Raw genomic sequence first — 24,967 nt, 5'->3', positions numbered from 1 at the left:
ATCCACTCCGCCTTGCGCCTAACGTCCCACCGGAACATCCGGCAGCAGGGGCTGCACAAAGTCCCTGGCCACCTGGCGGTTGGTCTCCGCCAGCTGCCGCCAGGGCTGGGAAATGGGAGCTGCCAGTTCGGCTGTCTGCACGGCGGACCAGAATTGCTCGGCCGCGCGGGCTGCTGGCAGCCACACGGCCGGCTGGGCACCCACGGCGCCCAGTTGGGGCGTGATGGGCCGCAGTGCGGGGTCCACGCCACCGCCGATGGAGGCGTAGCGCATCGGCAGGATGTCGTAGGCGGGCGCCACGCCCGCGTACTCGCCGTCCTCGCCGATGAGCAGCGAGAGGTTCTCGAAGTGCCGATCGGTGTTGCCGATCAGTTCGCTGAACGCAGCCATCACGTCGATGAGGCGGGCGTGCGCCGCCGAGATGTACCCGGCCTGCGCGCAGCGCCTCGCAAACTGCGACCAGGTGTCGCGCAGCCCGAAGAATTCGTCGTCCACCGCGCCGGCCGACAGCATGCCCAGGCGGCCATGGGGCCCCACGCGGTCAAAGCGCTGCACCTCCAGAAACACATGCTCGCTGGAGGCCAGCAATTGCGTGGTGGCGGCGGGCACGCCCACATCCGCCAGCGCCTTGAGCGCCAGGTGCTCCAGCGGCAGCAGTTCGGCCATGCGGCTGCCGCGCCGGGCGAACTTCACGATGACATGTCCGGCGTCCTCCACCCTGGCCAGGAACTTGGGTTGCTCGCCGCCGGCGCTGGAGCCGTGCGAGGCTTCGCGCAGCATGGCCGCCATCGCGTCGTAGTGACCGAGCTTCTCTGCCACGGTCGTCGGCACGATCTGCCTCAGGTTCAGCGACTGCTGCACTGGCAACTCGCCGTACAGCAGATTGCCGGGCGTGTTGGTGCCATGCAGAAAGAGGTAGACCACGCGATGGTAGTCGCCCCAGTCCTTAAGGCTGACGGGCAGCGACGGCTGTCCCCTGGACGCCTGCCCGGCCACTTGGCGCCCGAGAAATCCCGACGGGGCCGCAAACACCATGTAGGGCGGCAGCCCCTCGTAGAGCCGGGCGAGCTTGCCGATGCGCTCAAGCGTCGCGCCACCCACCAGAAACTCCACATCGGCAAAGGGCTCGATGCTGCCGCTGCGCAGCACGCGGTAAATGCGCTGGCGTGGCGGCAGGCCATCGGGCAGCGGGCGCAGCAGCGCATAGCGCGGCGTGCGCTCGCCCTGGGGCTTGAAAGTGGTGACTGCAGGGCCCAGTCGCTGAATGGCCCGCGACAGCGTGGGCTGGCTGACGCCCAGCACCGCCATCAGCTGCGCAGCCGATTGGGGTCCACGCCGCAACTGACGCTCCAGCGCCTGGGCCGTCACCACGCCAGCTGAATGCAGATCAGTGCCCAACCAGATACTCCAATGAATAGTTCATTGAATAGCTGGGTGAATTCTAAACTGCAGGGTGGCGACCCGGTCCGGCGGCTGGACGACTGGCTCGCAGTCCGTGGTGCGCCTGAGGCCGATGCGGCTCACGGCCTCCTGTCGTCCGACGGTCGCATGGCCAGCACCACCACCGCCCCCAGCCCCATCACCGCCGCCACCGCCAGCACCGGCCACTGGTACGAGCCGGTGGCCTGGCGCAGCGCGCCGATGGCCGACGGCCCGAGCAGGCCGCCCAGGTTGCCGGCCATGTTGACGAGCGCGATGCCCATGGGCAGGGCGGCGGGGCTCAGCGCGCTGGTGGGCAGCGTCCAGAAGGTGCCTTGTGCGGCGCCCAGGCCCAGGCCGGCCGCCACCAGCAGCGCCAGGGCCAATGCGCCGTGGGGCGCAAAGGCGGCAGCCACCAGGGCCAGGGCCGCCACCAAGGCCGGCACGGCGATGTGCAGGTGGCGCTCGCCGCTGCGGTCGGAGTGGCGCGGGTTCAGCAGCATGCCAGCAGCCACGCCCACCCAGGGCAGCGCGCTGAGCCAGCCGATGGCCAGCGCGCCCTGCCCCGAGGCCTGCTTGATGACCAGCGGCAGCCAGTACATCAGGCCGTAGGCGCCGGTCAGCAGGCTGAACCACACCAGTGCGCAACCCCAGAACAACGTGCTGCCCAGCAGCGGGCGCAGTGCCTGCCACATGCGCTGGCTGCTGGGCTGCAGCTGGCTCTCGGTGGCGTGTGGCTCACTGCGCCCGCGCGCCTCGACGCGCAGCGTATCGGCCAGCCAGCGTTGCTGAGCGGGCGTGAGCCAGGTGGCCTGCTCGGGTGAGTCCACCACCCACCACCACAGCGCCACGCCCAGCAGCACGGTGGGCAGGCCCTCGGCCAGGATCATGAAGCGCCAGCCCGGCAGGCCCAGCGGATTGCGGATCTCCATCAGCCAGCCCGACAAGGGCCCGCCGATCACCACCGACAGCGGAATGGCCACCATCGTCAGCCCGATGGCGCCGCCGCGAAAGCGCTGCGGCACCCAGCGCGCGCAGCACCAGGTGACACCCGGCGCGAAGCCGGCCTCGGCCAGGCCGAGCGCAAAGCGCAGCGCGAAGAACGAGGTGGCGTCCTGCACAAAGGCCGTGGCCGTGGCCACCAGGCCCCAGGACAGCACCACGCCGCACATCCAGCGCCGCATGCCGTAGCGCTGCAGCAGCCACATGCTGGGCACTTGCGCCACCATGTAACCAGCAAAGAACAGGCCCACGCCGAAGCCGTAGGTGGCGGGGCTGAAGCCCAGTTCGGCGTTCATGCGCAGCGCGGCAAAGCCCACATTCACGCGGTCCAGCGAGTTCAGCACGATCAGGCCCAGAAAGGGCAGGATCAGGCGCAGCGTGAGCAGGCGGTTGACGTCGGCGGGGTCGACCCCTGTGGTGCTGCAAGCGCCGGCCGCCACGGCGGGCAGATGCAGGTCAGACGCCTTCATGCCGCGCCACCTGACTGCTTGGACGGCATCAGCTTCAACGGAACCTCCAGCGCGCCGATCTCGGGGCAGCGCGTGGTGGTGATGGGGCCATCCACCTCGAAGTGCGTGGTGGCAGCCAGCAGTTCCTCGAACACCACACGCAGCTGCAGCCGCGCCAGCCCGGCGCCGGGGCACACATGCGGGCCGCGGCCAAAGGCCAGGTGGCTGCGGATGTTGGGCCGGTCAAGGATGAAATCATCCGGCCGCTCGAACACGCGCTCATCGCGGTTGGCGGCGGCGTACACCAGGGCCACCGGCGCGTCCTTGGCCAGCGTGACGCCGTGCAGCATGAGGTCGCGCGTGGGCGTGCGGGCAAAGCCGCGGTAGGGCGTGTACAGACGCAGAAACTCCTCGATCGCGGCCGGCATCAGCGTGGCATCGGCACGCAGACGCTGCTGCAGATCGGGATGGCGAGACAGGTGCACGGCAATGCTGCCGATCAGCACATTGGGCGCGATGATGCCCACCACCAGGATCTGGCGCACGGCACCCACCACCAGCTCGTCGGGCAGCGGTGCGCCGTCCACGCGCAGGGCCAGCAGCGCGCTGGTGATGTCCTCATCGGCGGGCATGGGGCGCTGGCGGCGCTCGGCGATCAGCGCGCGGGCCATGTCGTAGAGCGCAAAGCTGGTCTGGCGCACATCGTCATCGGCCGCGGTCTGCACCGCAATGGCATAGGCACGGCCGGTCTCTCGCAGCGCATCCACCTGGTCAGCGGGCAGGTTCATCCACTCGGCAAACACGGCGATGGGCAGCTTGGCCGAAAGCTCGCTGCAGATATCGCCGCGGCCGCGCGCCAGCATCGGCGCCAGCAGCTCGCGCGAGAGCCGGCGGATCACCGGCTCCAGACGCTGCACGCGCTCGCGGCTGAGCAGCGGATCGATGGCGCGGCGGTAGGTGGTGTGCTCGGGCGGATCCAGGTGCAGCGGCGGGCGGCGGCCGGTGAAGGCCAGGCGCGGCACCACGTTCTGCACCGTGGTGGTGAAGCTGCGCCAGTCGGCTGCGGCGTGGGCCACGTCTTCATGGCGAGTGAGCGCCCAGAAGCCGCCCCAGGCGTTCGTGCGCGCCACCGGGCACTCGGCGCGCAGCCTGGCGTACATCGGGTAGGGGCTGTCGAAGTCCTCGGGGGCCAGGGCGTCGAAGTCCTCAGGCCCGTTGTGCTGACAGGCGTGCGGACAGGTGGCGGGCGCCGAAGTGGCGGGCGCCGTCTTGGGCTGGGTCATGCGGCCATGTCTCCGGGTTTGTTGCTAATCACATTGTTAACAATCAAGTTCATGATACGGATCACGATGCACTGCGTCCAGCCGTGATGCAGGCCAAGAAACCCGGAGACAAGCCATGCAGCAAACGACCGCGCCAGCCAGATGCCGCGCCACCCGCCAGACCGCGCCCCACGCCCATCGCCGGATCATGACCCGCAGCGCGTGCGCACTGGCCGCTGCCGCAGCGTTGCTGCCGGCCGCTCACGCCCAGCAGACGACGGCAGCGTCCGGTACGGCCGACAGCAGCGTGGTGATCACCGGTACGCTGATCCGAGGCGCCGGGCCGGTGGGGTCTCCAGTCACGTCCATGAACCGCCAGGCCATCGAACAGTCGGGCGCGGCCAGCACCACCGATCTGCTGCGCCAGCTGCCGCAGATCCACAACCTGGGCGCCGATGAAGGCCACACCAACACGACGCAGAACGCCAACCAGAACGTTACCGTCGGCTCGGGCATCAATCTGCGAGGCCTGGGACCGGAATCCACACTCACGCTGCTGAGCGGCCGGCGCGTGGCGCCGGGCGGCGTGGCGGGCCAATTCACCGATCCATCATCCATCCCCGCCATCGCCATCGAGCGCATGGAGGTGCTGACCGATGGCGCCTCGGCCACCTACGGCTCCGATGCCGTGGGCGGCGTGGTCAACATGCGCCTGCGCCGCGGCTTCGAGGGCGTGGAGGGCCAGCTGCGCATCGGTGCGGCCGATGGCCTGCACCAGGAACTGGTGGCATTGATCGGCGGCAAGTCCTGGGGCAGCGGCAACGTGATGGTGGCGCTGGAGCGCAACCAGCGCTCAGCCCTGTCGGCCGACGCGCGGCGCTTCTACACCGAGGACATGCGCCCCTGGGGCGGGCCTGATCTGCGCGTGGTGCAGTCGAGCCCCGGCAATGTGCTGGTGAGCGGCGTGCGCTATGCCATCCCGGCGGGGCAGAACGGCGTGGGCCTGGTCGCCAGCGGCCTCAAGGCCGGCACCAGCAACCTGCAAAGCATCACCAAGGGCATCAGCGCCCTGCCCGAGCAGCACCGCGACAGCATCGTGTTCTCGCTCAGCCAGGACATCACCGACAGCCTGCAGCTGGGCGTGGAAGGCTTCTGGACAGAGCGCCAGTTCCGCCGCAACCTGGTGGCCGCCAACGGCAACTACACGGTGCGCAACACCAACCCGTTCTTCGTCAGCCCCACGGGCAGCAGTTCGGTGACGGTGAACTACTCGTTCCTGAACGACCTGGGCAATGCGGTGTCCACCGGCTTCGAGCGCTCGCAGCAGCTGGCCGCCACGCTGAACTGGGAGCTGGCCCACAAGTGGAGCGCCAGCGCCTTCGTGGCGCACAGCGTCACGCAGGAACACAACCTGGCCCCGTCGATCAACACCAACGCCATCAACGCCGCGCTGGCCGATACCAACGCCGCCACCGCGCTGAACCTGTTCTGCGATGGCGCGGCCTTCACCTGCAACAACCCGGCCACGCTGGCCAAGCTGGGCGCCTACAACAGCCGCAACTCACGCTACACGCTCAAGGATGTGGGCGTGAAGGCCGATGGTCCGCTGTTCATGCTGCCGGCCGGCCAGGTGCGCCTGGCCGTGGGTGGCGAGTACCACGAGGACCAGCTGCCCTACTACCTCACCTCCAACAACACCACGGCCAACACCAGCATCACCAAGACCGTGGACAACAGCAGCGCCAACCCGCAGCGCACGGTGCAGGCGCTGTTTGCCGAGGCCTATGTGCCGCTCATCTCGCCCAAGCAGGGCGTGCCCGGCGTGCAGCGGCTGGATCTGTCACTGGCCGCACGCCATGAGCGCTACAGCGACTTCGGCACCACCAGCAACCCCAAGGTGGGCCTGAGCTGGGTGCCGGCTGAAGGGCTGGAAGTGCGCGGCACCTACAGCACGGCCTTCCGCGCGCCCACGCTGGGCGACACCGATCCGGTGAACGGCAGCGCCGTGAACGTGGTGGACCGCATCGATGCCGATGGCAAGACCTCGGTGCACGGCATCCTGTACCTGGGCGGCAACCCGGTGGGGTTGAAGCCCGAGACCGCACACATCGCCACGCTGGGCCTGGGCTTCCGGCCGAATGCGCGGCGCGGCACCACGGCATCGCTGGACTACTTCAACATCGACTACCGCAACCGCATCCTCACGCCGGGCAACGATGTCACGGCACTGCAGCGGCCCGAGCTGGCCGCGTATGTGAATCGCAACCCCACGGCCGAGCAGATCCAGGCGGCCATCGCCAACCCGGTGTACTCAGGATCCGCCACCGAGCCGGTGGCCGGCATCAAGTTCATCATCGACGGCCGGCGCTTCAATGCCGGTGTGGTCAAGACCAGCGGCGTGGACTTTGCCGCGCGCCATGTGTGGGATGCCGCACTGGGCACCTTCACCGCGGGCGTGTCGGGCACCTACATCATCGACTACCGCCAGCAGTTCACCCCCACCACGCCACTGGTGGGCGGGCTGCTCAACACGCTGAACAACCCGCTGCGCCTGCGCGGCCGGCTGGAGCTGGGCTGGGCGCGCGAGGGGCTGTTCCAGCTCAATGCCTTCATCAACCACACCAACGCGTACAACAACACCACGGTGGCCGGCAACCCGGCGGTGGCCGCGGCCTCGACACTGGACTTCACGCTGCGCTACGAACTCGGCCGCCAGCTGGGCACGCCGTGGCTGAAGGGCACGCACCTGACGCTGGCCGTGCAGAACCTGCTGGACGCCGCGCCGCCCTATGTGCAGAACGGCACGCTGGCCTTCGACCCGCAGAACGTCAGCGCCGTGGGCCGCATGGTGTCGCTCACCGTGGGCAAGCGCTTCTGAGGGTGGGCATGCCCGGCATCCGCTCCCCGCTGTTGCTGTGCGCGCTGGCAGCTGCCGCGCCGTGTGCGCCGGCGGCAACGCCACCTCTGGCGTGCGATGCCACCACGGCAGCCGCCGCGCTGACCACCCTGGACCTGGGCACCCCGCTGCGGTTGCAGCAGGCCCAGTGGATCGCCTCGCCGCCGGACGGCCAACCACCGCACTGCGAGATCACCGCGGTGATCGGCGAGCACCGAGGCGCGCCGGCCGACACGGCCTATGGCAACCACATCCGGCTGCGCGTGCCGGCCGGGTGGGACGGCCGCCTGGTGTTCCAGGGCGGCGGCGGCAACAACGGCGTTCTGGGCGATGCGCTGGGCCGCCTGAACGATGGCAGCACCGCGCTGGGCCGTGGCCATGCCGTGCTGGCACAGGACTCGGGCCACCTGGGCCGCGCGCCGCACTTCGCGCTGGATGCTCAGGCCTATCGCGCCTTCGCGCACGAGGGCGTGCACCAGGCCACGCAGGCCGGCAAGGCGCTGCTGGCCGCGGTGGCCGGGGCGCGGCCGCACCATGCCTACTTTGTGGGCTGCTCCAACGGCGGACGCGAGGCGCTGGTGACGGCGCAGCGCCATGCCGACTTTGACGGCGTGGTGGCCGGCGCTCCCGGCCTGGCCGTCTATGACCAATGGCTGCAAAACCTGAACGTGCTGCAGATCGTGGCGCGCGTGGCCGGCACGCCAGCGGGACAGGTGCCCACCGACACCTCCCGCGCCTACAGCGATGCCCAATTGCAGCAGGTGGCCGCGCACTTCCTGGCCCGCTGTGATGCGCTGGATGGCCTGGCCGATGGCCTGGTAAGCCACCCCCAGGCCTGCCGCGCCAGCGAGGCCGACTACCGCGCTCTCACCTGCCGCGCCGACGGGGGCGCCAGCGATGACCCCAGCACCTGCCTCACCCGCCTGCAAGCCGAGGGCCTGCGCCAGATCCACACCGGCGCCACCACGCGCGATGGCCGCCTGCTGTGGCCCGGCTTCGTGCCCGGCAGCATGGAGCGGGCAATGCGAAAGCCCTACCTGGGCGGCGCACCGGGCGGCCCGCTGCTGGGCGCTTTCTACGACAGCATCATGCCCAACCTGTACTTCATGGGCTATGGCTTTCGCGGCTGGCCGGGGGTGAGCGGACCAGCGGATGCGCTCGGTGCCTACCCCTCATCGTCAGTCGCCTATGTGGCGGGCTTTGATCTGGACACCGAGCCGCCGCGCCTGGCCCAGGGTCGGCTGGACTTTCACGGCGCCAACACCGATCCGTCTCAGCCCGGCCCCAGCTTCGACGCCTTTGCGCAACGCGGCGGCCGCATGCTGGTCTACACCGGTGCGGCCGACCATGGCGTGCAGGCGCCAGGCATCATGGCCTGGATGGACCGGCTGCGCGCGCAGTACGGCGCGGCCGGCGCCGACCGCATGGCCGCGCTGTTCATCGTGCCGGGCATGGACCATTGCCGCGGCGGCGACGGGCTGGAACGCTTTGACCCGCTGGCGCCGCTGATCCGCTGGGTGGAGCAGGGCGAGCGCCCGGCGCAGATCCTGGCGCGCCCGGCCGCCAGCGGCGCGCTGGCCCGGCAGTGGCCCGATGCCGTGCGGCCGCTGTGCCCCTACCCGGCCCATGCGCACTACCGCGGCACCGGCTCACCCGCCGCGGCCGATAGCTTTGTGTGCCAGGCGCCATGAACGCCATCGCACCGCGCGCCCGCTTGCGCACGGGGCGCCGGACGCCGCCAGCCGCGCCAGAATTTGCGGGTATCCGCCTCCCGCCTGCCTTGCCGCAGGCCCCTGCCATGCCCACCCGCCGCATCCGCTCGCAAGACCCGTCCACCGCCTCGCAGGCCGACGTGCCGCCCGCCGATGGCGCCGAGCCGCGCCGCACGCCCAGCCAGGCCATCGACGCCGTGGTGTCGCATGTCAAGCAGCAGATCAAGCTGGGCGCGCTGACCGCCGGTCACCGCCTGGTGGAAGCCGAGATCGTGGCCGCCACCGGCGCCAGCCGCGCCCATGTGCGCGATGCGCTCAAGCAGCTGGCCACCGAGGGCTTCGTGCAGATCGAGGAGTTCAAGGGTGCCAGCATCCGCCGCCTGAGCCGCGCCGAGGTGATCGAGATGTACCAGCTGCGCGAGCTGCTGGAGGGCTTTGCCATCCGCCTGGCCGCGCAGTCCACCTGGACCGCGGCCGACAAGGCTGAGCTGCGCGCACTGCAGGCGGCGCTGGACAAGGCCGAGCGCGCGCTGCAGCAGGACCACTTCCGCCAGCTCAATGACGACTATCACAACCTGATCCGCCGCGTGGCCAACCACCAGCTGGCGCTGGAGGTGCTGGAGCGCCTGCGCCTGCCGCTGCTGCTGGCGCAGTTCCACCGCTTCTTCGACTCCAAGGCGCTGAAGTCGGCCAATGCCGATCACCGCCAGATGACCACGGCGCTGCTGGCCGGCGATGCCGCCACGGCCGAGAAGGTGATGCGCCGCCACGTGACCGACAGCCTGAAGTTCCTGATGGCGCTGGAGGACCACTTCTTTGCCCCATGACGTTTGCCGCGCCGGGCGCGCGCTGCGCGCGGCCTGGCCCGTGATCGCGCTGGCCGCCGCGCTGTCTTGGCCGCAGGCCGTGCCTGCGCAAACCCGGACGCAGACCGACGCACAAGGCGCCACCGCTGCGGCCGCCGCGACGCCAGCCACCCGCCGCCTGGAAGGCACCTTGCCCAGCGGCGCGCGCTGGCTGGCCGAGGTGCCGGAGGGCTGGCGCGGCAGCCTGCTGCTGTTCAGCCACGGTTATGCGCGCGGGCCGGCCAACCCGGCACGCCATGTGCCGCGTGATGAGGCCGCCGCCGCGCTGCTGGCGCAAGGCCACGCACTGCTGGGCTCGTCGTATGCGCGCACCGGCTGGGCGATCGAGGAGGCCGTGCCCGATCAACTGGCCGCACTCGACGCCTTCACGCAAGCGGTGGGCCGGCCTAAGCAGGTGATCGCCTGGGGCAGCTCGATGGGCGGCCTGGTGACCGTGGCGCTGCTGGAGCAGCATGGCGCGCGCTTTGCCGGCGGTGTGGCCCTGTGCGCGTCAGCCGCCGGCACGCCGGGCATGATGGCCACATCGTTCGACGCGGCCTATGCCTTCAAGACCCTGGTGGCGCCCGGCAGCGATCTGCCGCTGCGCCTGAACGGTGCCGCCGCACCGGTGCCCGCCCAGCGCCTGGCCTGGCAGGCCGCCATCGATGCCGCCCAGGCCACACCGCTGGGCCGCGCCCGCAGCGCACTGGCCGCGGCGCTGGGCCAGGCGCCGGCCTGGGCCGTGCCCGGCAGCCCGCGCCCGGCCGATGACGACGTGGCGGCGCGACTGGCCCAGCTGCCCCGCGGCCTGCTGGAAGCCGTGAGCCTGCCGCGCGATGACCAGGAGCGCCGCGCCGGCGGCAACTTCAGCGGCAACGCCGGCGTGGACTACGCCGCGTTGCTGGCCCACAGCGGCCAGGCTGCGTGGGTGCGCGAGCGCTACGCCGAAGCCGGCGCCAGTCTGGACGACGACCTGGCCACGCTGGCCCGCGCACCGCGCGTGGCGGCCGATCCGCCAGCCGCCGCCTACATGGCACGCCACTACCAGCCCAGCGGCCGCCCCGGCGCGCCGCTACTGCTGATGCAGACCGTGGCCGATGCCATGACTCCAGCCGAGCTGAGTGCCGACTATGCCCACCGCGCCCACGCTGCAGACGCTGCCGCGGCAGGCCAGGGCCAGGCGGCGTCCCTGGTGGCCAGCGCTTGGCTGGAGCGCAGCGGCCATTGCACGTTCAGCACCACCGAGTACCAGGTGGCGCTGCGGGCGCTGCAGCTGCGCATCGACAGCGGCCGCTGGGCCGTGGCGCCCGAGGTTCTGAACGCCGCCACGCGCGCGCTGGGCCAGCCGAACGCCGACTTCACCGCGCAGCGCGCCGGCCCGCTGCCGCGTACCTGCGCCGCCACGCCCACCGCGTGTGCCGCGCCCGACCCCCGCCCCTGAGGAAGCGCTTCGTGTCTGCCACCCACCGCCTGGCGCCGAGCCTGCGACGCACCGTGATCCGCGCCGCCGCCGCCATCGCCGGCCTGGCCCTGCTGGCCGGCGCCTCGGCCCTGTCGCCCGCCCTCACCGGCGCCGCCGCGCAGTGGTGGGCGCCCGGCAGCGGCCAGACCCTGCCCGAGCGCCTGGAGGCCGATACGCCCACCGGCCGCATCACCACGCTGAGCCTGGCCGGGCCGATCGACACGCGCAACCACCCGTTCTTCACGCCACTGGGCCGCAACGGCCGCGCCTGCGTCAGCTGCCACCAGCCGGCCGATGGCATGAGCCTGTCGGTGGCCAGCATCCGTGCGCGCTGGCAAGCCACGCAGGGGCGCGATCCGCTGTTCGCGCCCATCGACGGCGCCAACTGCCCACACTTGCCGACCGGCCAGGCCGCCTCGCATTCGCTGCTGCTGGACAAGGGCCTGTTCCGCATCTTCCGGCCCTGGCCGCCGTTGGCGCCCGATGGCCAGCGCATCACGCCCGAGTTCAGCATCGAGGTGGTGCGCGATCCCACCGGCTGCAACACCCATCCGCAGCACGGCCTGTCCAGCGCGCAGCCGCAGATCTCGGTCTACCGCCGCCCGCGGCCGGTGGCCAACCTCAAGTACGCCACCGCCACCGGCTTCGACTTCGAGCCCAAGACCGGCCTGCCGCTGATGCTGGACCCGGTGAGCGGCCAGCCCAGCAGCGGCAACCTGATGGCCGACGGCCGTGCACTCACGTTGCAGGCGCAGGCCATGGATGCCATGCGCTGGCATCTGCAGGTGCAGGGTGCGCCCTCGCCTGACGTGGTGGCGCAGCTGGTGGCCTTCGAGACCGTGCTGTTCAGCGCCGCCAGCCAGCACCGCGGCGCCGGCGCGCTGGATGCCGACGGCGCCCAGGGCGGCCCTGACTTCCTGGCTCGCGCGCTGGCCGGCGCGCTGCAGAGCACAGCCAGCAACCCCAGCTGGGACGAGGAGTTCAAGGTCTGGAAGCAGCGCCCCGCCGCCAACCCGCAGCAGCAGGCGCTGCGCGAATCCATCCTGCGCGGCGTGGAGGTCTACAGCCGCCGCACCTTCCTGATCCAGGACTCGGCCGGCCTGAACAACATCCCGCTGGGCAACCCGGTGCGCGATGGCTGCTCGCTGTGCCACAACATGCTGCGCAGCGGCCTGGACGTGGCGCCCGGCCAGATCGACCTGGGCACCACCAACATGCCGCATGCCGACGGTGCGCCCGAGCTGCCGATGTTCAAGCTGACCTGCCGGCCCGACGCCAAACCCCACCCCTACCTGGGCCGCGTGGTCTACACGCAGGACCCCGGCTTTGCGCTCAGCACCGGCCGCTGCCGCGACATCGGCAAGATCACCATGCAGCAGCTGCGCGGCCTGTCGGCGCGCGCGCCGTACTTCTCCAACGGCTCGGCGCGCAACATCCGCGACATCGTCGACTACTACGACCGCCGCTACCGCATCGGCTACACCGAGCAGGAGAAGCAGGACCTCACCCACCTGCTGGAGGCGCTGTGATGCGCAGGCAAGCCGCATGGGGTGTGCTGCCGACCGTGGCCGTGGCGGCGCTGCTGATGGCCCTGGGCAGCACGCCCGGCCGAGCACAGACGGCCCCTCCCGCCGCGCCCGGCTCGGCAGGTGCCGTGCCGCTGCGCTTCGTGGCCTGTCCGGTGTACCGCGACACGGTCAACGCCCGCAAGTCCGGGTGCTGGCTGGTGACTGATCCCGCCACCGGCCTGCGCTACGACCTGCAGCAAGCCCCCACCAAGCCTCAGCTGGGCCAGGCCGTGCTGGTGGAGGCCGCCGTGCCCGCCACACCCCAGGCCGATGTGTGCGGCGGCATTGTGCTGGCGCCGGTGCGCGCCTCGGTGCTGGCCGAGGCCTGCCCCGCCACCGTGATCCCGGCCGAGGGCTATCCCGGCAAGATGTTTGTGCTGCCCGGCTCGGTGATGACGCCGAACCATCTGCCGCAGCCGCAACCCCAGCCGCCCTACGTGACGCAACGCTTCACGATCGAGTTCGACTTCAACGACGACTACCTGCGCTACCAGCACGCGGAGGTGCTTCTGCAAGCCGCCGTGCGCCTGGCCACCCGCGGCCGCGCCACGCGCATCCACGTCACCGGCCATGCGACGACGGCCTCCGCCACAGTGAGCGGACGCACCCTCACCGAAGAACCGACGCTGGCCCGCGCGCGCGCCGAGATGGTGGCCGAAGCGCTGGTGCGCCTGGGCTGGCCGCGGGATCAGATGGTGGTGAGGTGGGGGGACAACGCGACGCCCTCGGCTGACGCGTCCCCCGCGCTGGCCGAGGCCTCACGGCGGCGGGTGGAGGTGGAGGTGGTGGTGCCCTGATGCGGCTGTGATCTGTGGCGGCGCCTCAGATTTCATGCGCAGACCCGCCCAGCCCGAGTTCATCAAGGAAAGGCCCTGCTCTTCTGAGCCGGCGCGAGCGCAGCCCGCTGGCAACCCGCTACATCCTCATGCGCAACTTCGACGGTCTGACCCCGTCGCAGGTCGGCAGGCTGTACGACTCGCTGCGCCAGCTCCTGAACAAGCTGTTGCTGAGGCATGAGGACCCGGCGACGGGGAGGGGGACGAGGTAGCAGTGGCGGTTGTGCAGCGGGTGCCGCCGGTCGACTTGGACGCGCGAACTCACGCTGATCGCCATCAAACCAACCTTCGCTTTGGCGGCCGGGTCCGCCGTGAATGTCGGCGGGCTGTTGGGCATCGGGGTTCGCGTTGCCTGGTAGCAGTGTGGCGCTGTGAACGACCGGTCCCTGCCGGTGCGGCGGACCCGAATCGACCCGGGACGGTCCCAGGCAACCGGCGGTACCAGACGCTCGCGCAGGATGATCGTGCACGCCTCCGAGACGCCGAAAGGCGCTGCTCTTGGCGAGCTACTGCGGGCGAATCTCGGTGGCCGGAAACACGCGCCCGCCCAGCACCGTACCCCAGATGGGAATGTCCTTGACGGCCGCGGGCTTGACATCGTGCGGGTCGCGCTCCAGCACCGTGAAGTCGGCCAGTTTGCCGGGCTCTAGGCTCCCGACCTTGTCGTCGATGCCGAGAACATACGCAGCATCGGTCGTGACCATGCGCAAAGCTTCGTCGAGCGTGATGGCCTGACCGGCGCCGAGCGTCCGGCTGGCAGACTGACCTACGCGGGTCATGGCCAGTGTGATCGCCAGAAGCGGCTTGGGAGGCCCGATCGGGTAGTCAGAGTGGACCGTTGTTGGCACGCCTGCCTTCAGGAGCGTGCCCAGTGGCGAGAGATCCTCGGCGCGGTCAGTTCCAACGACCTTCGGGTACATCTCGCCACGCAGCCACACGTAGTAGATGTTGACATTGGCCGATGCGCCCAGCGCCCTCAGCGCGCGGGCCTGGTCGTAGCGCATCATTCCCACGTGCTCGAACGTGAAGCGGTGATCGAAGCGCGGCGCCTTGGCCTGCAACTGGCGTAGCGCAGCGATCGTCACCTCCTGCGCTTCAACCCCGATCGAATGCACGAAGATCTGCTGCCCGTCTCTCCACCAGGGCTCCATCAGACCGGCCAGTTTCTCGGGCGGCGTCACCCACAGTCCATCGTGGCCGTCGATGTAGCCACCGGCGCCGGGCTTGAAGGTCAGGCCGTTGAAGCTGTCGTCGGTGAAGAACTTGACGCCGCGATACAGCAGCCGGTCGGTGCTCTTGGCCTGCAGCGCGCGCACGGCCTCGATCGCCTTGTCCGGGGCCCCATACTTGGCCAGAAAGCTGTGCATGGCCGGGATCGCCAGCAGTCGTTGCGGCGTATCCGGGTTGTTGAACATGCCGTTCAGCAGGGCCGCCTCGGCGTCGACGCTGAAGATGCCCATCGAGTGGTCGGTGGTCATCGTGATGCCGTTGCGACGGTTCAGGTCGATCAGCCAGCGCATCAGTCGCATGGCCTCCGCCGGCTGCAGCTTGCCGGCGATCAGCGGCAAGATCACGTAGCTGGCGGCCGGCACGCCCAGGAACTGGCCGTTGAGCTCGCCGTGCACGTCGCGGCCAACGCCTAGGATCTTCAGGTCGTTCGGGATCTTGCGTTGTGCGATGACGGCGCTGTTGACATAACCGTGGTGCTGCGACGCGTCCCATACCAGCACCGGTCGCACGGTCGAGATCTTGTCGAGATCCTGGCGCGTGAGGTGGCGACCCATGGCCGGCACGTCCCACCCCCAAACCAGCAGTGGCGCGGAAGGGTCTTTCAGCTCCGCCTCGAAACGCCGCATGCGCTCGAAGGCCTCGGCTTCGTTCTTCACACCCTTGATGTCAGGGCTGTAGGCCTGCACCGTGTCGAGAGCCGCAATCATCGGCAGGTTTGAGGTGATCGCTCCCAGCAGTGGATGCTGATGCGCGTCGATGAAGCCGGGAAACACGATCTTCCCGGCCAAGCGCTGGTCGACCGTTGTCGGGACCGTGCTCGTCCAGGGCTTCAGGTCGTCGAGCGAGTCGCCCACGCCGACGACGCGCTCGTTGCAGACGGCTACCGCCCGTGCATGCGGGCGACCAGGGTCCATTGTGTAGAACTTCTTCGCGACGAACACCGTCAACTGCGCGCAAGCAGACTTGGTCGAAGCGTCGTCGTGGGCTTGGGCTGACGCCGTCAGTAGCAAGAGCGACAGGCTCAGGGCCGTGACTGCCTTCGTTCGCATGGCGATTTGTCTCCTGTCTGATGCGCCGCACGAAGGCGCTTTGTCTTCAAACATTCTGAGATCGGGCAATTCAGGTGTCCAATGCATTTTTCGGTCAAGATTGATGCAATGAACGCAGAAATCGACCTGAGACGGCTACGGCATCTCGTCCTGCTGGACGAGGAACTCAGCTTTACCCGCGCAGCCGAGCGCGCCAACCTGTCACAGACCGCCTTCAGCCGAAGCGTCCAGGCGCTGGAGGCGGAGTTCGGTGTACGCGTGTTCGACCGCGACACCCGCACCGTGCGGGTGACGGCCGCGGGGCGGCGAGTGCTCGAGCGCGCTCGCGACCTGCTTGCGCGTGCTCGAGACCTCGCCCATGAGATCGATGGCATCGCCCACGCTGAAGGGGGCGAGCTGTCCTTGGGTGCCAGCCTCATGGCGATCGAAGGCGTGCTCGGCGGTGTGCTGCCGGCGCTGAGGCAACTGAGCCCCGCGCTGACGCTGCGGGTCGAGGTGGGACAGTGGCAGTTGCTGCAGCAGCACCTGGAGCAGGAGCGCATCGAGCTCTTCGTCGGCTACCCTGGGCCGCTGGCTCAAGACCCCAACTTCGCGGTCACGCCGTTGGCCAAACAGCCCGCGTCAGTCTTCTGCAGGGCTGACCACCCGCTAGCGTCGGTGAGGCATCCTGCTCTACGGCAGGTGCCCACCTACCCGTGGGCGCTGATCCAGCTCCCGGACGCCCTGGCGGTGCGTCTGCGCGCGCTGTTCGGCGTGCACCCTCAAGCGCCTTTGCCCGTGGCCCTCAGCTGTGACAACCAGAGCCTGCTGCGCGAGGCGATGCTCACCAGCGACACGCTCCTCTTCACCTGGAGGTCCTGGCTCCAGGACGATATTCGCGCTGCGAAGGCCATTGACCTTGGCGAAAGACTGCGCCCGGCCCTACCAGGCGACCTGATGAGTCTGGAGTGCGCCATCGTGCAGTTGGCCGGCCGCACCGCATCCCCGGGCGCGCAACGATTGGTGGCGCTGCTCACTGCGGGCCGTTTGACACCCCAGCGCGGAAGCCGAGGCACGCGCGGTGCGAATGAAAGGCGGACACCTCTGGGAGCAGTTTTGCGGCCCAAGCAGCCGTAGCGACGCAGCACCAGTGCTCAGAGCATTGGCGCCTCGACTTCCTGCCTGACCCTTTCAAGGGCGCGGGTGAGGTGGTCCGGTGGCACGGAACCGAGTGCCAGGCGCAGGGCGTGCGGTACGTGAGAGCCGGTGGCAAAGGGCTCGGCTGTCGAGACCGCGATGCCGGCTTGCATCAACACCTTCGCGGTTCGATCCGCACGCACGTCCTCAGGCAGCGGCAGCCAGATGAAGTACGAAGACGGATGACAACGCGTCCGCAAGCCGTGCAGGATTTGGGCTGCGAGCGCCTGGCGCATTTCGGCGTCTCGGCGCTTCTCGGCTTCCAATCGTGCGACGGTACCGTCAGCCAGCCAGCCGGTGGCGATGGACGTCATCACGCCCGGCGTATTCCACGTCGTCGCACGAATCGCGCGCTCGATTCGCGGAATCAGCTCCGACGGCGCCGCGACGAACCCCACGCGCAGACCCGTGGCAACGCTCTTGGACAAGCCGGAGACATAGACCGTCGACTCCGGTGCCAGAGCGGCCAGCGGCTCAGGCGGATCCGTGACGAGGAACGCGTAGGCCGCGTCCTCGATCAGCAGCAAACCGTGACGGCGCACCAGGGACGCCAGTCGCCGTCGACGAGAAGCGCTCATCACCCACCCCAAGGGGTTGTGCAGGGTAGGCATCACGTAGACGGCTTTCACACGCCTGCGCCCGCAGGCCGATTCGAGTACGTCGAGATCCGGGCCCTGGCCCGAGGCTGGCAGCGGCAACAGTTCGAGCCGTTGTTGCTCGGCCAGCACCTTGAAGCCGGGGTAGGTCAGCGCGTCGACGGCCACGACATCCCCCGGCCGCAACAGCGCCATGACCGTTGTCGCCAGGCCGTGCTGGGCACCGTCCACGATCAGCACCTGCTCGCTTGTCACGTTCAGCCCGCGGGTGAGAAGATGTTCTGAGATCAGCGCGCGTTCGTGCGGGCGACCGCCATGAGGTTGATAGCGCAACAGCGCTTCGAGGTCGCCGGACGCCGCGAGTTGCCGCAGCGCCGATCGAAGCAGGTCGGCTTGTCCTGGCAGTGCGGGGTAGTTGAAGTTCAGATCGACCACGCCAGCCGCTGGCGCCTGCTGGTCAATGCCCAGACCCCGCGGCAGCGCAGCTTCGCGCACGAAGGTGCCGCGGCCGGTCTCCCCGCTGACCAGGCCCATGGCCTCCAGTTCCGCGTAGACCCGTGACGCAGTGACGAGTGCCAAGCCCTCGCTTGCAGCGAGCTGGCGATGGGTCGGCAGGCGAGTGCCCGGCGCCAGCCGGCCGTCACGGATCTCGGCTGCGTAGCGGTCGACCAATTGCTTGTAGCGAGCGATCGGCATGCGGCAATGTATCCATGACAATCATTTGATCGTATTGGATTGTCCGTCTAGCATGGCCGTAGGTCGACATTCGTCGCACCAGCGGGGCCGCCATGCACATTGCCATCCTGACCTTCGAAGGCTTCAACGAACTCGACTCGCTGATCGCACTGGGCATCCTGAACCGCATCAAACGGCCCGACTGGCGGGTGTCGATCGCCAGCCCGACAGAGCGGGTACGGTCGATGAACGGCGTCGTGCTCGAACGCCAGGCGACGCTGGAGGACGCAAGCGCCGCCGATGCCGTCATCGTGGGCAGCGGCATGCAGACACGCGAAGTCGCGGCTGATGCTGAACTCATGTCGCGTTTGCAACTGGATCCGAAGAGACAGTTCATCGGCGCTCAGTGCTCGGGCACGCTGGTGCTTGCCAAACTCGGGCTTCTCGACGGCGTGTCTGCCTGCACCGATCTCACGACGAAGCCTTGGGTTCTGGAGGCCGGGGTCAGCGTGCTGGACCAGCCCTTCTTTGCGAAGGGCAACGTCGCCACCGCCGGCGGCTGCCTCGCATCCCAGTATCTGGCGACTTGGATCATTGCCCGGACCGAAGGAACCGAGGCCGCCCGAAGCGCCATGCACTACGTCGCACCGGTCGGCGAGAAGGATGACTATGTGTCGCGTGCCATCGCCAACGTGGCGCAGTACATTCTTGATCCGGCTGCCGAAGTCAGGTAGACCGACCCTGGCCCACGGTCATCAAACTGCGCGCGCGTGCTTCCGCTTCGGGTCGATAGCCGCCGCCCGGTAGGCGCACCACGTCTGACCGGATTCAGTCTGTTGCAGCCTCGCTTCGTCATCGAGCGACTGTCCCCCGAAGGGGCGCCCATCCTTCAACCGCAAGGCGATCGAAGGCCTCTTTCCAGTCCTTGACGATACCGGCCTGCGTCCAGTCGACCTCGTCGAACTGCGCGAACAGTGAATCCATCAATTCACCGAAGGCCTCTGAGGCATCGACCGAGGCGGCGTACTGTCGAGCCCGCTCCATGTCCTTGGCCCAAGCCGCGAGTTGGTTCAGGTGCCCATCAATTCGCCCGTATGCGTCGGTCAAATGCTGCTGGGCCTGTACGCAGCCTTCCTCTGACCAAAGATCGAAGTGGTCCAGAAAGTGATGGACGAGTTCATTGCGAAGGGTCACGAGCTCCTTCACCGCGTCTTGGGTCTCGTTCCACCGGTCCACGCTCATCGAAATCCGGAGCGCGTACGCCGCTGACCGCTGATCCACCGGCGCCTTGTCGGCGGGCAGGATGTCCCGTTCAAAGCCGTCTGGTACGGCCTGGCCGGCCCCAAGGGCATGCCGGCAGCCATGGTCAAGCGCATGAGCGAGGACATCCAGCGCGCCCTGGCCCTACCCGACGTGCAGGAGCGCCTGGCTCAGAACGGCGCCGAAGACGGCGGCGGCTCGCCCGAGCGCTTTGCCGAGTTCATGCGCGCCGAGCGCAGCAAGTACAGCGCGCTGGTCAAGGCGGCGGGGATCAAGATCGATTCGTGAACGGCGCGCCGGGGAGGCTGAAGGCGCGGCCACCACCAGCGCGACGATGCGCTCGGTCATGGTCAGGTTCAAAGGACGAATCATGGGGCGTCACTTCGCGATCGTGCGCCTTGCTTCAATTTCGTTGATCAACTCCACCGACACCATCTTCGCACCCGGCGTTCGAAGCGCCTCCTGCAGCCTGGACCAGGCGTCTTCAATCCTGCCCGTCATGTACAGAGCCATGGCCCAGTTCTGCAGGTTGGCGGTGTCCTGCGGCACGTCACGATGAATGGAATCGAAGGCCGCGAATGCACGATTCAGGAGTTGGTCATTCTTGAGCTCGATTCCTGCCACTGCCAGCAGCCTCGCGTGGTCAACCCTGAACCTCAGATTGCCGCCGATCAGTCCACGTGCTTCGTCAAACAGCATCAAGGCTGATTGCCATTGCTCCTTCCGGCCTTGTATCGCCCCCATGCCCCAGATGGCCACAGCGTTGGTGCTGTCTAGGAGCCAGGCCTGGTTGAATCGCTTCATTCCGGTGTCGATGTCGCCGGATCGGAAGTGCTCCCAACCCCGTTGCGACACGGCCATCGATGCCTTGCGGCGATCGTGGTCGTAGTCGCGATCCATCAAGTCGAGAAAGGCCTGGTCAAGATCCAGCAGTGCCTTGCACTTCGGCCTCAAGCCGAACTTCGGCACAAGGTTGATACGGCCGTCGCACACTTCTGCGAAATGAACCTCTGCATCCGGCTCCGTGGACCGCGCCATGTCGACGGCGACCGCCCCGGACGTTGCGACAGCCAGCAGACACGAGATGAACAGCGAGCGGTGGAAAGTCATCTGGATACGGATGTTGGCTACCGGCTTGCCTCAACAGGTGAGTACCGCTTCACCGCCTTCTGGCACGCATCCGCATCCGGTTGGTCCTTGCAGACGCCCGCATAGAACGTGCAGATGAAGTGCGCGAAGACGGCGGGCTTGTCTTCCTTCTTCTCGGTGGCCAGGCGCGTTTCGACGGGCAGGCAGAACTCATAGACGTTGGCGGGCGAGATCGGCTTGGTGGCGTTCTGGGCGGCGGCACCGCCCGCCACCGATGCCACGGCCCATGCAACCGCGATCCATCGGACGTTCACAAGTCCCCCTCTCGGTGTCTGACCGGCGGCCGAGCATTGCAGCGCATTCCTGCAGACACAGCCCATTCTGGGCAGTTGCTGGCGGCCGTGCTTGATCCGCCGCAAGGCATGGTCCGGGTGTGGGCGTCACCACCTGGTGCCGCGCCCCACCCGGGCAACACCCTGCCCTGCGCCCAACTTCAGTCGGGGTGCCGGCGCACGCCGCGGGCTCACGATGGCGGGACAAGACCTGCCAACGAGGAGACCTGTGATGAACCCTATGCCCACCCTGGATGCAGCGCCGGCCGGCGGTGCTGGTGGCGGCGGCGTCAGTGATGCCGAGTTCCGCGCACTGATCACGGCGCCGCGCGTGGCCTGGCCCACGGTGGCGCTGTTCTTTGCCTGCCTGGGCGGGCTGGCCAGCGTGTCGGCGCTGGTGCTGGCCCACCATCTGCCGTTGTGGGCGGGCACGCTGGTCAATGGCGTGATCGTCTACTTCTTCTTCAGCGTGGCGCATGACAGTGCGCATGGCGCCATCTCCACCATCCGCCCGCTCAACGAGTTTCTGGGCCGCATCAGCCTGCTGTTCTTCGGGCCGATTGCCACGCTGGGCCTGGGGCGGTGGATCCATCTGCAGCACCACCGCTTCACCAATGTGGAAGGCAACGACCCCGACTACTTCGGCCACCGCATGGATGTGTGGATGCCGCTGCGCTGGGCCAACTTCGACTACTTCTACACCAGTTACTTCCTGCGCAACGCCGGAGTCGAGCGGGTGCGCAAGCTGCTGCCGGGGCTGGTGGGCCAGCTGTCGCTGGTGGCGGCCATCATCGTGGCGGGCTTCTGGTTCGGCTATGGCTGGGAGGTGGTGGCGCTGTGGCTGCTGCCGTCGCGCATCAGCTCGTTCCTGTTCGTCACCATGTTCGTGTACCTGCCGCATGCGCCGTTCAGCCACACGTCCGAGCAGGATGAGTACAAGGCCACCTCCATCCGCGGCGGCTGCGAGTGGCTGCTGACCCCGCTGATGACCTACCAGAACTACCACCTGGTGCACCACCTGTACCCCGGCGCACCGTTCTACCGCATGCTGCGCATCTGGAACGCGCGCCGCGCCCAGCATCTGGCGCGCCAGCCGTTCTATGTGGGCACGTTCAGCGCGTCGCGCGCGGTGCCGGCGCCCAGGGTCTGACCCACGCTGCAGCGCCAGAAGGCGCCAGCCGGTTGGGGCAAGCCCCGTCGCGGGCCATACTTTCGGATGGGCTGGCCGGCCTGCGCCACCGCGCACGATGGCCGGCCGCGCCCCACCGCCATCCGATGCACCACCCCCCGCCATCCGCCTTGCTGGCCGCACCGGCCGATGGCCCTGCCCATGCCGCACCCGGCGTGCCAGGCGTGCCAGGCGTGCCAGGCGTTCCGCGCGGCAAGCTGGCCCCGCCGCGCTGCGAGTTCGCTGCGGTGCTGCCGCGCGCGGCCGAGGTGCTGCTGCGCACCGCCGTGCTGGCCAAGCTGGTGCTGGCCTGCGCACCGGCCGGCTATGGCAAGACCGTGGTGCTGGCCCATCTGCACCAGGCGCTCACCGCGCGCGGCCAGCGCTGCCTGTGGGTGAGCCTGGACGACCGCGACACCGCGGTCGCCAGCCTGGGCTATCTGGTGGACGCGGCACTGCGCCAGCACCTGGGACAGCAGCCAGGCCAGGGAGTGCAACACACCGATGCCCAGGCAGACCTGGGCGAGCGCATCGGCAACCCGCACGCCCAGCCCGATCAGCTGCTGCAGGAGCTGGCCGGCCTGCCCGGCACCACGGTGCTGTTCATCGACAACCTGCACTTCTGCACCGATGCGCAGCTGCCCGCGCTGCTGGAGCGCCTGGCCTTCGGCAGCGGGCCACAGCTGCGCCTGGTGCTGTCGGCCACGCATGCGTTGCCGCTGGATGGCGTGCGCGCCAAGCTGGAGCTGGGTGCGGTAGAGCTGGGCCCGGCGCAGCTGTGCTTCGATGCCGCCAGCGTGGCCGCGCTGCTGCAGCGCGCCGGCCTGCCACGACCTGATGACGACACGCTGGGCCGCATGCTGGCCCTCACCGAAGGCTGGCCGGCCGCCGTGCGCCTGCTGCAGGTGCTGCTGTCGCAAAGCGACGAGCCGGTGGCCGACGTGCTGGCGCGCTTCAGCGGTGACGACCACGACATCGCCCAGGTGCTCACGCGCCGCGTGCTGGCCGGCTTTGCGCCACCGGTGGTGCAGTTCATGACGCAGATTGCGCTGGTGCGCGAGTTCAGCGCCGAGCTGGCCGAGGCCATGACCGGCCAGGCCCAGGCCGGCGCCTGGATCACCGACCTGCTGCAGCGCAATGTGCTGATCTTTCCGATCGACCGCGGCCGCCACTGGCTGCGCATGCACACGCTGCTGCGCCAGCACCTGCTGGCCGAGGCCCATCGCCGCCTCACGCCGGCGCAGCGCCGCGCCCTGCTGGAACGCGCTGCGCAATGGCATGCCGAACGTGGGGACGACGCCGCCGCACTCGATGCCGCGCTGGCCGCACCGGCCGTGGCGCTGGCCAGCCATCTGCTGGACCGCATGGCGCGCACCGTGGCCGGCGACCAGGGCCGGCTGTCCGAGTACATCCAGTGGGTGGAGCAGCTGGTGGCGGCGGGCTGCGTGCTGTCGCTGGAGGCCCATGCCTGGTATGTGTGGTCGCTGTGCTTCACGCTACGGCAAGAGCAGGCCCAGGCCGCGCTGGATGCGCTGGACCACCGCCTGGCCCAGGCCGGCGACCGCACGCACGACGGCGGCGCGCTGCACGCGCCCATGCAGGCCCGGCTGCGCCTGCTGCGCGTGGTGGCCGGCGTGTACCTGGACGCGCTGGACCTGGTGTGCAGCGAGGCCGGTGCCTGGCTGGCGCAGGCGCGCACGCCCGACGCGCTGTCGGTGGCCACCGTCACCACCGGCGCCGCGATGGCCCGCCTGGGCCTGGGTGATCGGCGCCAGGCGCGCACGCTGATGCAAAGCGCAACAGCCGCCGTGGAGCGCACCGAGAGCGGCTACGGCCACGCCTGGGTGGCGGTGGCCACGGCCTGCATCGAACTTACCGAGGGCGAGCCACTGGCCGCCGACCGCCTGCTGTCGCGCACGCTGCCGCGCGTGAGTGCGCGCCTGGGCGCCGAGGCGCTGATCATCGGCAGCCTCGACTTCGTGCATGCCCGCGCCCTGCTCGACATGGGCCGCGTGGAGGCCGCGCGCGACAAGGCCCTGCGCGGCCTGCGGCGGGCCGGCCTGCATGGCGTGGGCGAGACCGCGCTGCACGGCCTGACCGCCTGCGTGGCGCTGTGGCAGGGCGAAGACGACGGCCCGTTCGCGCTGGATGCGCTGCAGGCCGTGGCGCGGCGCTACCCCTCGCGCGTGCAGCAGCACCTGGCGGTGTGCCAGGCACGCCGGCTGCTGCAGCTCGACCGCACGGCCGAGGCGCTGGCCCTGGTGGACCGCCTGCCCGCGCTCGACAGCCTGGAGGCGCAGGCCCTGCCCGGCACCACGCTGGCCGCCACCACCGGCCTGCTGGCCGTGGAGGTGCTGGCCGCGCGCGGCCATGCCCGCGAGGCCCTGCAACAGGTGGAGCGCCGGCTCAAGGCCGCCCAGGCCGCGGAGGCCGCGCGCGAGCAGATCGAGCTGCAACTGCTGGCGCTGGACCTGCATGTGCGCGCCGACCAGCTGCGCCCGGCCCAGCGCGCGCTGACGCTGGCCGTGCTGCTGGCGGTGCGCCGGCGGCTGCTGCGGCCGTTCTACGAGCACCTGGCCAGCGTAGGCCGCGTGCTGGCCCGCTCCAGCGCCAAGGACTTCGGCTTCACCCAGGCCGACGAGCTGGCCCTGCTGGACGACCTGCGCGATGCCTGCCGCAGCGCCGACGCCCCGCCCCCGCCCTCGCTTCCTCAGGCGCCGGCCGAGGTGGGCCCGCTCACCCCGCGCGAGCTGCAGTTGCTGGAACTGCTGGCCCTGGGCCTGGGCAACCAGCACATCGCCGACCGGTTGGCGCTGACCGTGCCCACGGTCAAGTGGCACCTGTCCAACCTGTACGCCAAGCTGGGCGTGAAGAGCCGCGCCGCCGCGCTGGCCAAGGCCCGCACGCTGAACCTGCTGCCGCGCTGAACCTGCGGACGGCG

19 protein-coding genes are annotated in these 24,967 nt (G+C 69.4%); 11 read left to right on the top strand and 8 right to left on the bottom strand.

Going from position 1 to position 24,967, the window contains the following annotated elements; genetic code table 11:
- Positions 1–18: 18 nt before the first annotated feature.
- From AACH10_RS20915 to AACH10_RS20905, 3 genes are all read right to left on the bottom strand, one after another.
- Complete coding sequence (locus AACH10_RS20915) at positions 19–1,308, bottom strand: HipA domain-containing protein (RefSeq protein WP_341412448.1); 1,290 nt, start codon at positions 1,306–1,308, stop codon at positions 19–21.
- A 212-nt stretch (positions 1,309–1,520) separates the two neighbouring features.
- Positions 1,521–2,891 carry an MFS transporter gene (locus AACH10_RS20910; protein ID WP_341412447.1) on the bottom strand — a complete coding sequence of 457 codons (1,371 nt, stop codon included), beginning with the start codon at positions 2,889–2,891 and terminating at the stop codon, positions 1,521–1,523.
- Positions 2,888–4,153, bottom strand: a complete 1,266-nt coding sequence (locus AACH10_RS20905; protein WP_341412446.1) for a cytochrome P450 — start codon at positions 4,151–4,153, stop codon at positions 2,888–2,890. Before AACH10_RS20905 ends, AACH10_RS20910 begins: the two co-directional genes overlap by 4 nt.
- A 115-nt stretch (positions 4,154–4,268) precedes the next feature.
- Here AACH10_RS20905 and AACH10_RS20900 point away from each other — a divergent pair, with 115 nt between their 5' ends.
- The 6 genes from AACH10_RS20900 to AACH10_RS20875 all read left to right on the top strand — a co-directional run bounded on the left by AACH10_RS20900 (position 4,269) and on the right by AACH10_RS20875 (position 13,412).
- Positions 4,269–7,010 (top strand): TonB-dependent receptor domain-containing protein, encoded by a 2,742-nt coding sequence (locus AACH10_RS20900; protein WP_341412444.1) that lies wholly within the window; start codon positions 4,269–4,271, stop codon positions 7,008–7,010.
- A gap of 8 nt (positions 7,011–7,018) precedes the next feature.
- Positions 7,019–8,719: a tannase/feruloyl esterase family alpha/beta hydrolase gene (locus tag AACH10_RS20895; protein WP_341412443.1), complete on the top strand. Its 1,701-nt coding sequence runs from the start codon at positions 7,019–7,021 to the stop codon at positions 8,717–8,719.
- Between the two features lie 107 nt (positions 8,720–8,826).
- Positions 8,827–9,567, top strand: coding sequence for a GntR family transcriptional regulator (locus AACH10_RS20890; protein ID WP_341412442.1), 741 nt, complete (start codon positions 8,827–8,829; stop codon positions 9,565–9,567).
- The gene (locus AACH10_RS20885; protein ID WP_341412441.1) at positions 9,557–11,026 is read left to right on the top strand and encodes an alpha/beta hydrolase family protein; all 1,470 of its coding nucleotides are present in this window, start codon (positions 9,557–9,559) and stop codon (positions 11,024–11,026) included. The genes AACH10_RS20890 and AACH10_RS20885 overlap by 11 nt, the downstream gene beginning before the upstream one ends.
- A gap of 11 nt (positions 11,027–11,037) precedes the next feature.
- Positions 11,038–12,576 carry a hypothetical protein gene (locus AACH10_RS20880; RefSeq protein ID WP_341412440.1) on the top strand — a complete coding sequence of 513 codons (1,539 nt, stop codon included), beginning with the start codon at positions 11,038–11,040 and terminating at the stop codon, positions 12,574–12,576.
- On the top strand, positions 12,576–13,412 hold the full coding sequence (locus tag AACH10_RS20875) for an OmpA family protein (protein WP_341412439.1): 837 nt from the start codon (positions 12,576–12,578) through the stop codon (positions 13,410–13,412). Before AACH10_RS20880 ends, AACH10_RS20875 begins: the two co-directional genes overlap by 1 nt.
- A gap of 545 nt (positions 13,413–13,957) precedes the next feature.
- Here the strand turns inward: AACH10_RS20875 and AACH10_RS20870 are convergent.
- Complete coding sequence (locus AACH10_RS20870; RefSeq protein WP_341412438.1) at positions 13,958–15,730, bottom strand: amidohydrolase; 1,773 nt, start codon at positions 15,728–15,730, stop codon at positions 13,958–13,960.
- An 81-nt stretch (positions 15,731–15,811) separates the two neighbouring features.
- On the opposite strand from AACH10_RS20870, the gene AACH10_RS20865 reads away from it, so the two are divergent.
- Positions 15,812–16,846 carry a LysR family transcriptional regulator gene (locus AACH10_RS20865; RefSeq protein WP_341412437.1) on the top strand — a complete coding sequence of 345 codons (1,035 nt, stop codon included), beginning with the start codon at positions 15,812–15,814 and terminating at the stop codon, positions 16,844–16,846.
- Between the two features lie 17 nt (positions 16,847–16,863).
- Here the strand turns inward: AACH10_RS20865 and AACH10_RS20860 are convergent, their stop codons facing one another.
- On the bottom strand, positions 16,864–18,198 hold the full coding sequence (locus AACH10_RS20860) for an aminotransferase-like domain-containing protein (RefSeq protein WP_341412436.1): 1,335 nt from the start codon (positions 18,196–18,198) through the stop codon (positions 16,864–16,866).
- Positions 18,199–18,290: 92 nt separating this feature from the next.
- Here AACH10_RS20860 and AACH10_RS20855 point away from each other — a divergent pair, with 92 nt between their 5' ends.
- Entirely contained in the window at positions 18,291–18,911 is a 621-nt protein-coding gene (locus AACH10_RS20855) for a DJ-1/PfpI family protein (protein ID WP_341412435.1), read from the top strand.
- A 118-nt stretch (positions 18,912–19,029) separates the two neighbouring features.
- On the opposite strand, the gene AACH10_RS20850 is transcribed toward AACH10_RS20855, so the two are convergent.
- A complete protein-coding gene (locus AACH10_RS20850; protein ID WP_341412434.1) occupies positions 19,030–19,419 on the bottom strand; it encodes a hypothetical protein in 390 nt (129 codons plus the stop codon).
- A 108-nt stretch (positions 19,420–19,527) separates the two neighbouring features.
- Here AACH10_RS20850 and AACH10_RS20845 point away from each other — a divergent pair, with 108 nt between their 5' ends.
- A complete protein-coding gene (locus AACH10_RS20845) occupies positions 19,528–19,725 on the top strand; it encodes a hypothetical protein (RefSeq protein WP_423228642.1) in 198 nt (65 codons plus the stop codon).
- A gap of 90 nt (positions 19,726–19,815) precedes the next feature.
- Here AACH10_RS20845 and AACH10_RS20840 read toward each other — a convergent pair whose 3' ends face one another.
- Together AACH10_RS20840 and AACH10_RS20835 are read right to left on the bottom strand one after the other, a co-directional pair.
- Positions 19,816–20,547 (bottom strand): tetratricopeptide repeat protein, encoded by a 732-nt coding sequence (locus AACH10_RS20840; protein WP_341412433.1) that lies wholly within the window; start codon positions 20,545–20,547, stop codon positions 19,816–19,818.
- Positions 20,548–20,564: 17 nt separating this feature from the next.
- On the bottom strand, positions 20,565–20,945 hold the full coding sequence (locus AACH10_RS20835; RefSeq protein WP_341412432.1) for a hypothetical protein: 381 nt from the start codon (positions 20,943–20,945) through the stop codon (positions 20,565–20,567).
- 145 nt (positions 20,946–21,090) lie between these two features.
- On the opposite strand from AACH10_RS20835, the gene AACH10_RS20830 reads away from it, so the two are divergent.
- Positions 21,091–22,008: a fatty acid desaturase gene (locus tag AACH10_RS20830; protein WP_341412431.1), complete on the top strand. Its 918-nt coding sequence runs from the start codon at positions 21,091–21,093 to the stop codon at positions 22,006–22,008.
- A 125-nt stretch (positions 22,009–22,133) separates the two neighbouring features.
- Positions 22,134–24,953 carry a winged helix-turn-helix domain-containing protein gene (locus tag AACH10_RS20825; RefSeq protein ID WP_341412430.1) on the top strand — a complete coding sequence of 940 codons (2,820 nt, stop codon included), beginning with the start codon at positions 22,134–22,136 and terminating at the stop codon, positions 24,951–24,953.
- The last annotated feature ends 14 nt before the right edge of the window (positions 24,954–24,967 follow it).

The sequence above is a fragment of the Pseudaquabacterium inlustre genome, from assembly GCF_038066595.1.
In the GTDB taxonomy this organism is placed as follows: Bacteria; Pseudomonadota; Gammaproteobacteria; order Burkholderiales; family Burkholderiaceae_C; genus Pseudaquabacterium; species Pseudaquabacterium inlustre.
Note: the sequence above shows the minus strand (reverse complement) of the source record. Positions and strands in the feature narration are given on the sequence as shown.